The 7366-nt window shown below is 69.7% G+C and carries 9 protein-coding genes; 5 read left to right on the top strand and 4 right to left on the bottom strand.

Going from position 1 to position 7366, the window contains the following annotated elements:
* Positions 1-301: LysR family transcriptional regulator (locus tag AB0383_RS27750; RefSeq protein ID WP_366188921.1), on the bottom strand; the 301-nt coding region annotated here is incomplete at its 3' end.
* A 70-nt stretch (positions 302-371) separates the two neighbouring features.
* Here AB0383_RS27750 and AB0383_RS27745 point away from each other — a divergent pair.
* The 3 genes from AB0383_RS27745 to AB0383_RS27735 all read left to right on the top strand — a co-directional run bounded on the left by AB0383_RS27745 (position 372) and on the right by AB0383_RS27735 (position 3743).
* The gene (locus tag AB0383_RS27745) at positions 372-1301 is read left to right on the top strand and encodes an SDR family NAD(P)-dependent oxidoreductase (protein WP_366188920.1); all 930 of its coding nucleotides are present in this window, start codon (positions 372-374) and stop codon (positions 1299-1301) included.
* The gene (locus AB0383_RS27740; protein ID WP_366188919.1) at positions 1298-2128 is read left to right on the top strand and encodes an SDR family NAD(P)-dependent oxidoreductase; all 831 of its coding nucleotides are present in this window, start codon (positions 1298-1300) and stop codon (positions 2126-2128) included. The genes AB0383_RS27745 and AB0383_RS27740 overlap by 4 nt, the downstream gene beginning before the upstream one ends.
* 118 nt (positions 2129-2246) lie before the next feature.
* Positions 2247-3743 (top strand): trypsin-like serine protease, encoded by a 1497-nt coding sequence (locus tag AB0383_RS27735; RefSeq protein WP_366188918.1) that lies wholly within the window; start codon positions 2247-2249, stop codon positions 3741-3743.
* A 532-nt stretch (positions 3744-4275) separates the two neighbouring features.
* On the opposite strand, the gene AB0383_RS27730 is transcribed toward AB0383_RS27735, so the two are convergent.
* Positions 4276-4593, bottom strand: coding sequence for a hypothetical protein (locus AB0383_RS27730; protein ID WP_366188917.1), 318 nt, complete (start codon positions 4591-4593; stop codon positions 4276-4278).
* Here AB0383_RS27730 and AB0383_RS27725 point away from each other — a divergent pair.
* On the top strand, positions 4574-4984 hold the full coding sequence (locus tag AB0383_RS27725) for a hypothetical protein (RefSeq protein ID WP_366188916.1): 411 nt from the start codon (positions 4574-4576) through the stop codon (positions 4982-4984). The genes AB0383_RS27730 and AB0383_RS27725 overlap by 20 nt on opposite strands.
* 151 nt (positions 4985-5135) lie before the next feature.
* On the top strand, positions 5136-5585 hold the full coding sequence (locus tag AB0383_RS27720) for a hypothetical protein (protein WP_366188915.1): 450 nt from the start codon (positions 5136-5138) through the stop codon (positions 5583-5585).
* Here the strand turns inward: AB0383_RS27720 and AB0383_RS27715 are convergent, their stop codons facing one another.
* Positions 5586-6431, bottom strand: coding sequence for an LLM class flavin-dependent oxidoreductase (locus AB0383_RS27715; protein ID WP_366188914.1), 846 nt, complete (start codon positions 6429-6431; stop codon positions 5586-5588).
* Positions 6431-7327, bottom strand: coding sequence for an SDR family oxidoreductase (locus AB0383_RS27710; RefSeq protein ID WP_366188913.1), 897 nt, complete (start codon positions 7325-7327; stop codon positions 6431-6433). Before AB0383_RS27710 ends, AB0383_RS27715 begins: the two co-directional genes overlap by 1 nt.
* Positions 7328-7366: the final 39 nt, after the last annotated feature.

Below are 7366 nucleotides of genomic sequence, written 5' to 3'. Positions count from 1 at the left end.
TCCCCCGCGGCCCCCGGCCGAGACGGGGGGGCGGGCCCACGAGCGCGCGCGCCGCGGCGTCCACCTCGTCGACGACGGTGGCGGCGCGGCGCACGACCAGCCGTCCGGCGGGTGTGAGACGCACGCCGTCGTGGCGGCGTTCGACGAGCGGGGTGCCCGCGGCGCGCTCCAGTGACGCGATCTGGCGGGAGACGGCGGACTGCGTGTAGCCGAGAGCGGCGGCCGCGGCGGTGAACGAGCCCCGCTCGGCCACCTCACGGAACACCCGCAGCGCGGTGAGCGACGCGTCGGTGAAAGCCATGATGGTTACGCATACCAGACTTGACGAACTTTCGCTGGCAGCATGCCCTGTGGCTGTTTAGCGTGAAAGTATGACCTTGATCCAGACTCCCTTCGGATTCGCCAGCACAGCGGCGGAGGTGGCCGAAGGCATCGACCTCAGCGGGCGACGTGCGGTGGTGACCGGGGCGTCGTCCGGGATCGGCGTGGAGACCGCCCGCGCCTTGGCCTCGACCGGCGCCGAGGTGACCCTGGCCGTCCGCGACGTCGCCGCCGGCGAACGCACGGCGAAGGACATCGCCGCGAGCATCGGCAGCACTGCGGTGCGCGTCGCGAAGTTGGACCTCACCGACCCCGCCTCGATCGCCGCCTTCACGTCCACTTGGGACGGTCCGCTGCACGTCCTCGTCGCCAACGCCGGCGTGATGGCGAGCCCCGAGCAGTACACCGAGCAGGGGTGGGAGTGGCAGTTCGCGACCAACCACATCGGGCACTTCCTGCTCGCCACCGGACTGCACCCCGCGCTGGCCGCAGGCGGCTCGGCGCGTGTCGTCGTGGTGAGCTCAAGCGGGCACCAGCTCTCGCCGGTGGTGTTCGACGACGTGAACTTCGCCTTCCGCCGCTACGATCCGTGGCTCGCTTATGGACAGTCCAAAACGGCCAACGTGCTGTTCGCCGTCGAGGCCACTCGTCGCTGGGCTCGGGACGGCATCACGGCGAACGCCGTCATGCCGGGCGGGATCTTCACCAACCTGCAGCGCCACACGAGCGGCCGCGGCAGCGGAACTGTCCCTCCCGAACTGATGAAGACCCCGGAGCAGGGTGCGGCGACGTCGGTCCTGGTCGCCACGTCACCGCTGCTGGAGGGCATCGGCGGCCGGTACTTTGTGGACTGCACGGAGACGCCGACCATCGACCGGCGCGGGGACGCACCGCAGTTGCACGGAGTCGCGCGCTATGCCCTCGACCCCGATGGCGCCGCGCGGCTGTGGGAGCTCACGGAAGCCCTGGTGCGAGCGTGACCGTCGCACTGGTCACCGGAGCCACACAAGGGCTGGGCCTAGCGCTCGTCGAGGGGCTCGCGCAGCGTCTGTCCACTCAGGACACTATTTACCTCACGGGACGGCATCTCGGCCGGGTCGGTGAGGCCGTGGAGTCGCTGCCGGCGGGCGGGGCGACAGTCAGAGGTGAACTGCTCGACGTGGCCGATCTCGCGTCCGTCACCCGGCTCGCCAAGGTGCTGAGCGATCGCCACGGTGGGGTCGACGTCGTGTTCGGCAACGCCGTGATGCGCGTCGGTCCCGACGACGACCCGCGGGAGATCGTGGGCCCCTACACGGACGTCAACAACTTCGGTACGACGAGGTTGCTGCGGGCGTTCGCCCCGCTGCTGCGGGACGGCGGCAAGCTGCTCGTCGTCGCCAGCTCGCTCGGCACGCTGCACTACCTGGCGCCCGCCCTGCACGATCGCTTCGACGGCCTGGCCTCGCTGGACGACGTCGACAAGGCCGTCGCGAACTGGCGCGACGCGGTCGCGGACGGCAGCGCCCGCGCCGGTGCGTGGCCCGGGTTCGTGAACATCCCGTCGAAGATCGGGCAGGTGGCGGCCGTGCGTGCGCTCGCCGCGCTGCGCCGCGTGAGCGACGCGGAACGCGGGATCCTGCTCGCGGCGGTTTGTCCGGGGATGATGAACACGCCGACGTCGGCGCTCTGGTGGGACGTCAGCACGGCCCCCACTCCGGCCGCGGCGGCGGTGCCGCTCCTCGACCTCGCCCTTTCCCCCACGGACCCCGATCACTACGGCCAGCTGATCCGCTACGGAGCCGTGCTGCCGTGGGCGCCGGGCTAGCGTGGTCGTAAAGCGACAGCGGGCGCTGTCACAGGATCGTGACGTTCCGGTCGAGGTGTGCGCACACAGGGTGAGGAGTCTGAGCGGGTGCTGTGATCCACAGGTGAGAGGGAGCCCGTTGAAACTTCGAAGTGTGCTGGCCGTCGTGGCGGCAGCGTTGTCCGTGACCGCGTTGGGTGTTGCTCCGGCATCAGCGATTGTTGGCGGAGTCCCATCGCCGCGTGCGTATCCGTTCACCGAGTCGCTGAACCGGCCGGCCGACTCGCCGCGGCCCGACGGGCACGTGTGCGGGGTGACGCTGGTCGCGCCGCAATGGGTGGTGACCGCGTCGCACTGCGCGCGCAACGATCTCGAGACCCAGGTCGGTTACCCGCACGACTGGTCGGTGCGGCTGGGCTCGGTGAGCGCGACGTCCGGAGGTGAGGTGATCGCGGTCCAGAAGTTCGTGCGACGTTCGAACGGCACCCTCCCGCACATCTTCGGCAAGGACATCGCGCTGCTGAAGCTGGCGCACCCGGCGAAGGCCGCGCCGATCAAGATCAGCGCGAAGGCTCCCTCGCCGGGCACCGGCGCGCGCATCATGGGCTGGGGGATGACCTGCAACCAGTCCGCCCCGCAGTGCTACCCCGACCACCTGCTCGAGGCCGACACTGTTGTCCAGCCAACATCGACCTGTCAGGTTTCGCTCAGCGACCTGTGCATCGGCGCACTCGACGGCAAGGTGGGCCCCACCAACATGGACTCCGGTGGCCCGGCGCTCGTCAAGGAAGGCGGCGCTTGGACGTTGGCGGGTGTCGTCAGCGGCGGCGACAACGGACCGGGGATCTACACGAACGTGCGCGCGTACGCCGACTGGGTCCGCGAAACCATCGCGGAACGCCACCCGACGCTCGAGGGCGCCGTCAACCTGGGCTCGTGCGCGGGATCGCTGGTCCGCAAGGCCGGGGCCAGTCCGGATGACCCCGGCCTGCTGCTGACCAACGGCCATTGCATCGCCGGCGACCACCCCGCCGTGGGCTCAGCGGTGACGGAGCGCACGGAGGCCCGCGATGCCGCGGTGCTGTCCGCGTCGGGTGCGATCAAGGCGACCCTGCGCACCACGAAGCTGTTGTACGCCACCATGACCGGCACCGACATCGCCCTGTACCAAGTGGACAAGACCTACGCGCAGCTCGCCGCCGCCGGCGCGAAGGTCTTCGAACTCGGCACTCGCGAACCCCAGCAGGCCGACCAGCTCGACGTGCTTTCGGGCACACACCGGAAGGCCTGGGCGTGTTCGGCCGCGAACATCGTCCCGGAACTCCGCGAGGGCGGATACACGCAGCACAACGCGATCCAGTACAGCGAAGACTGCACCCCCGGCAGCGGCGACTCCGGCTCGCCCGTGCTCGACCCGCGCACCGGCCAGGTCGTGGGCATCCACAACACGTCCAACGCCTTGGGCAAGGTGTGCGATGTGGACAACCCCTGCGAGGTGGACGACAACGGTGTGGTCACTGTCCACATGGGCCGGTCCTACGGACAGCAGACCGTCGGGATTCCGGCTTGCCTCGGGGCTGGGTCGACAGTGGATCTTTCGTTGGCGGGATGCGGCTTGACGAAGCCGAAGGCATGAGTTGACGGGGTGACCCCGGGCCTTTCATGGGCGCGGGGTCATCCCCATTTTGCGGTGAGATCCCCGCATTCGACGGTCACGGAACCGTGCCGCAACGCGATTTCGGGAGAACACCCGGTGTCGGTCGGCAGGATCTCGTCGAGGAGGACCGCACCGAGGAGGTCCGGGGTGGATTTGGTGGAGAACGACAGGCCGGTGACGTTCTCCGTACTCGATCGTCAGCCCGAGTCGTGCTTGCACCGGTTGGGCTCGAACCTGATCTTCAGTGACCCGTTGGCTCCTGGATCGGCGAGCGCCGCAGAGATCGTCAGGTCCTTCACGCAGGTCGTGCCGTAGAAGTCGTAATGCCGGCGTCCAGCGCGAACGCCCGAGCTCCGGCGGGGAGCCGGCCGGCCAGGGCCGGAAGCTCCGCCAGGTAGCGCTGAGCGTCGAACTCCGTTGCCCGGTGGCGTTCGTCCCAACGCAGCGAAACAAACCTCATCAACACAGCCTTCTGCCTGGCCGAGGCGTTTCCTCGGGAGCGCGGACCACCCTACAGCGCCCCTAAAGGGACAATTGGGATGATTACGAGTGGATATCCGAGACCGGGATCTCCCCGAAGATCGGGCAGGATTCGGGACATGCGTTTGCCCAGAAGACTCATCGCCGTCGCCTTCGTGGTGGCGGCCGCCGCGGGGTGTTCGGCTACCGCGGCAAATCGACCTGCCGTGACGTCGAGCCCGGTGACTACCAGCCCGGTTACCACGACGAAGACCAGCGCGCCGCCGTCGACGGTGTCGACGTTCGTGGCGGCGGCGTCGCCGGCGCGGTTGAGTGCGGCGTGTCCGCTCTTGGACTCAGCGGAGTACAAGCGGGCGTTCTCCGGCGATCGCGAGTTGATCACCGACGAAGACCCGCCGGACAAAGACCGCAACGCCATTTCGTACACCTGCGAATACCTGCGCACCAGCAGCCACGAGTCGGCCGGCACCCTGGTCGTCTTCGCGTCGCCCGGGGAACGGTCGGAGAAGACCTCGCTGAAGACGGCAGCCACGATCTGCAGCGGCGCGCCGAAGTTCCTCCCCGGCAACGCGTTCTACTGCGACTACCAACACGACCAGTACGAATACACCTACCTCGCGGTCGCCAAGTTCAGCCATGGCGAGATGCGCATCGCGATGGTGACCGGCGACCTGGCTCCCGACCCGACGCGCGCGGATCAGTACACCAGCGTGGCCAAAAGCCTCACCGAGCGGTTGTGATCGGGCGATGAGCACAAGGCCGGGTCTGGTGGAAAAAGGCATGCGGTGGCCCACCAGGCTGGTCGCCGTCGCGTTTGCAGGAGTCGCCGCCGCGGGGTGTGCCGCCGACGGTGCGGCGACCACAGTGGAGGGATCGACGACGACGTCGTTCGTGGCGGCGGCGTCGCCGGAGCGGCTCAGTGCGGCGTGTCCGTTTCTGGACTCGGGTGAAGTCCAGCATGAGCTCGCCGACGGCAACAGCTTCGAAAGCACCGAGCAAGAACCCGAAACGCAGGGCGGTGTCACCCTGTACGCCTGCTCGTATCACCGCGCCCTCGATTCGCATGCCAGCTTGGTGGAGCTGGGGGTCGGCGATGCGCCGGGATTCGACTCGCCGGAGGCCGCTTTCCAGGGTTCGGCGCGAGGCTGCGCCGACGAGCCCAAGCCGTTCACCGACGACGCCGTCTACTGCACCACCCCCCTAGGCAGTACCACCGTCACCATCGCCAAACGGAGTCACGGCCGGATCCGGATCGCCCAGCTGGCATTCCGCCGCGCTCCCAGCGACGCGTTCCTCGACGCCTACGCCGCGCTGGCGAAGACCGTCGCCGGGAGGTTGTGATCACCGCAGCGCCGGGGCCAGCGACACGAGGTGGTCGATGCCCGGGCCGAATTCGGTGCCCACTGGGGAAAGCAGGGTGACGTGGTCGGCGCCGGCGTCGAGGTGGGCTTGGACGGCGGCGGCGACGTGGTCCGGGCCGTCGAACGCGACGAGGGTCCGGACCAGATCGTCGGTGGGCTCGGTCGGGTAGCCGAGATCCGCGAGTGTTGCGCGGAAAGCGGTGCGGCCGAGCCAGTTCGAGACGGTTTGGCGGGCCGTCTCGAACGAGTCCGCGATCGATTGCGCGACGACGAGGAGTTTATCCGGGCCCAGGACCCGCCGGGCGAGAGCCGTGTGCTGCGGAGGCAGGCCGGCGGGGAGCGCGCCGTCGGCGAGGTCGGCGGCGAGGGTGAGCATCTTGGGGCCGTTGGCGCCCAGGATGAGCGGGTACGGGGCGGGTGGCGAGGTTTCCGCGGCCAGACCCTCCACATAGGACCGCATGGTGGCCAGCGGAGTCCCGAACGGACGGTCCACACTCGACGCCTGCTGCGGGTAGCCGACGCCGAGGCCGAGCGTGAACCGGCCCGGGAAAGCCTGCGCCAGGAAGGAAGCGGCTGCGTGCGCGGTCTGGGGCGGCCGGGCCCAGATGTTGGCGACGCAGGTGCCGAACGCCAGTGACTCGGTGGCGCCGAGGAGCACCGCCAGCTGGGCGAGGGCGTCTTTGCCGATGACCTCGTTGGCCCACGCCGCGTGGTAGCCGGCGCGTTCCAGGCGGCGCACGGCGGTGCGCTGGTCGTCGGCCGAAGGAGTGCTGGTGAAGGTGACCGGCAGGCACACGCCGACCGGGCCGGCTCCGAACGTCGCCATCAGCGGGAGAAGTAGTGGCCGGCGTCCAAATCGGACAGCAATCCGGGATGAGTGGGGCGCCAGTCGAACAAGTCCTGCGTGCGCGCGCTCGACGCCGGCATGTCCGCGGCGAAGATCGGGCCCAGCCAGCCCAAGTGCTCGGCCGCCTGCTCGACCGGGACGGACTCGACCGGCAGGCCGAGGTGCTTGCCGATGCGCTCGGCGATCTCGCGCACGGGGATGCCCTCATCGCCGACGGCGTGTAGGCGCGTGCCCGCCGGGGCATGCTCGAGGGCCAGGCGGTAGAGGCGCGCGGCATCCAGGCAGTGGACGGCGGGCCAGCGGTTGGCGCCGTCGCCGGGGTAGGCCGAAACCCCGTGCGTGCGGGCGGTTTCGATGAGCAGGGGGACGAAGCCGTGGCGGTCCTCGTCGCTGTGGACCGACCGCGGCAGCCGCACGACGGAGCCGCGAACTCCCCGCGTGGCCAACGAAACCACGATCTCTTCCGACGCGAAACGGCCGGCCGCGAGGCTGCCGCCTTCGGGGATGGTGTCCTCGGTCGCCACGCCGCCGGGCGTGGCCGGGGTGCCGGAGCTGATCACGAACGGACGGCCGGTGCCGGCCAGGGCTTCCCCGATCGTCTCGATCGCGAGGCGGTCGGTGCCGACGGAGCGCTCGAAGTCGCTGAAGTCGTGGACGAACGCGGTGTGGACCACGCCGTCGGCCGCGGCGGCGCCCGTGCGCAGGCTGTCGAGGTCTTCGAGGCTGCCGCGGTGGGCCTCGGCGCCGGCCGCGGTCAGCTTGGCGGCCGACGCGTCGGAGCGGGCCAGGCCGAGCACCTGGTGGCCGGCGCCGAGCAGCTCGCGCACGACCGCGGTGCCGATGAACCCGGTCGCGCCGGTGACAAACACACGCATGGTGTTGCTCCTCAAACAAGGGATGTTCTGGTCCTTCCA

It is taken from the genome of Amycolatopsis sp. NPDC051373, from assembly GCF_040689465.1.
GTDB lineage: Bacteria > Actinomycetota > Actinomycetes > Mycobacteriales > Pseudonocardiaceae > Amycolatopsis.
The sequence above is the reverse complement of the archived record's forward strand: the minus strand, read 5'-3'. Positions and strand labels throughout refer to the sequence as shown.

What these genes read in the sequence shown, in the direction of transcription:
- AB0383_RS27715 (WP_366188914.1), bottom strand. Translation starts at nt 6,431, where the DNA reads ATGGCGACGTTCGGAGCCGGCCCGGTCGGCGTGTGCCTGCCGGTCACC.
- AB0383_RS27710 (WP_366188913.1), bottom strand. Translation starts at nt 7,327, where the DNA reads ATGCGTGTGTTTGTCACCGGCGCGACCGGGTTCATCGGCACCGCGGTC.
- AB0383_RS27745 (WP_366188920.1), top strand. Translation starts at nt 372, where the DNA reads ATGACCTTGATCCAGACTCCCTTCGGATTCGCCAGCACAGCGGCGGAG.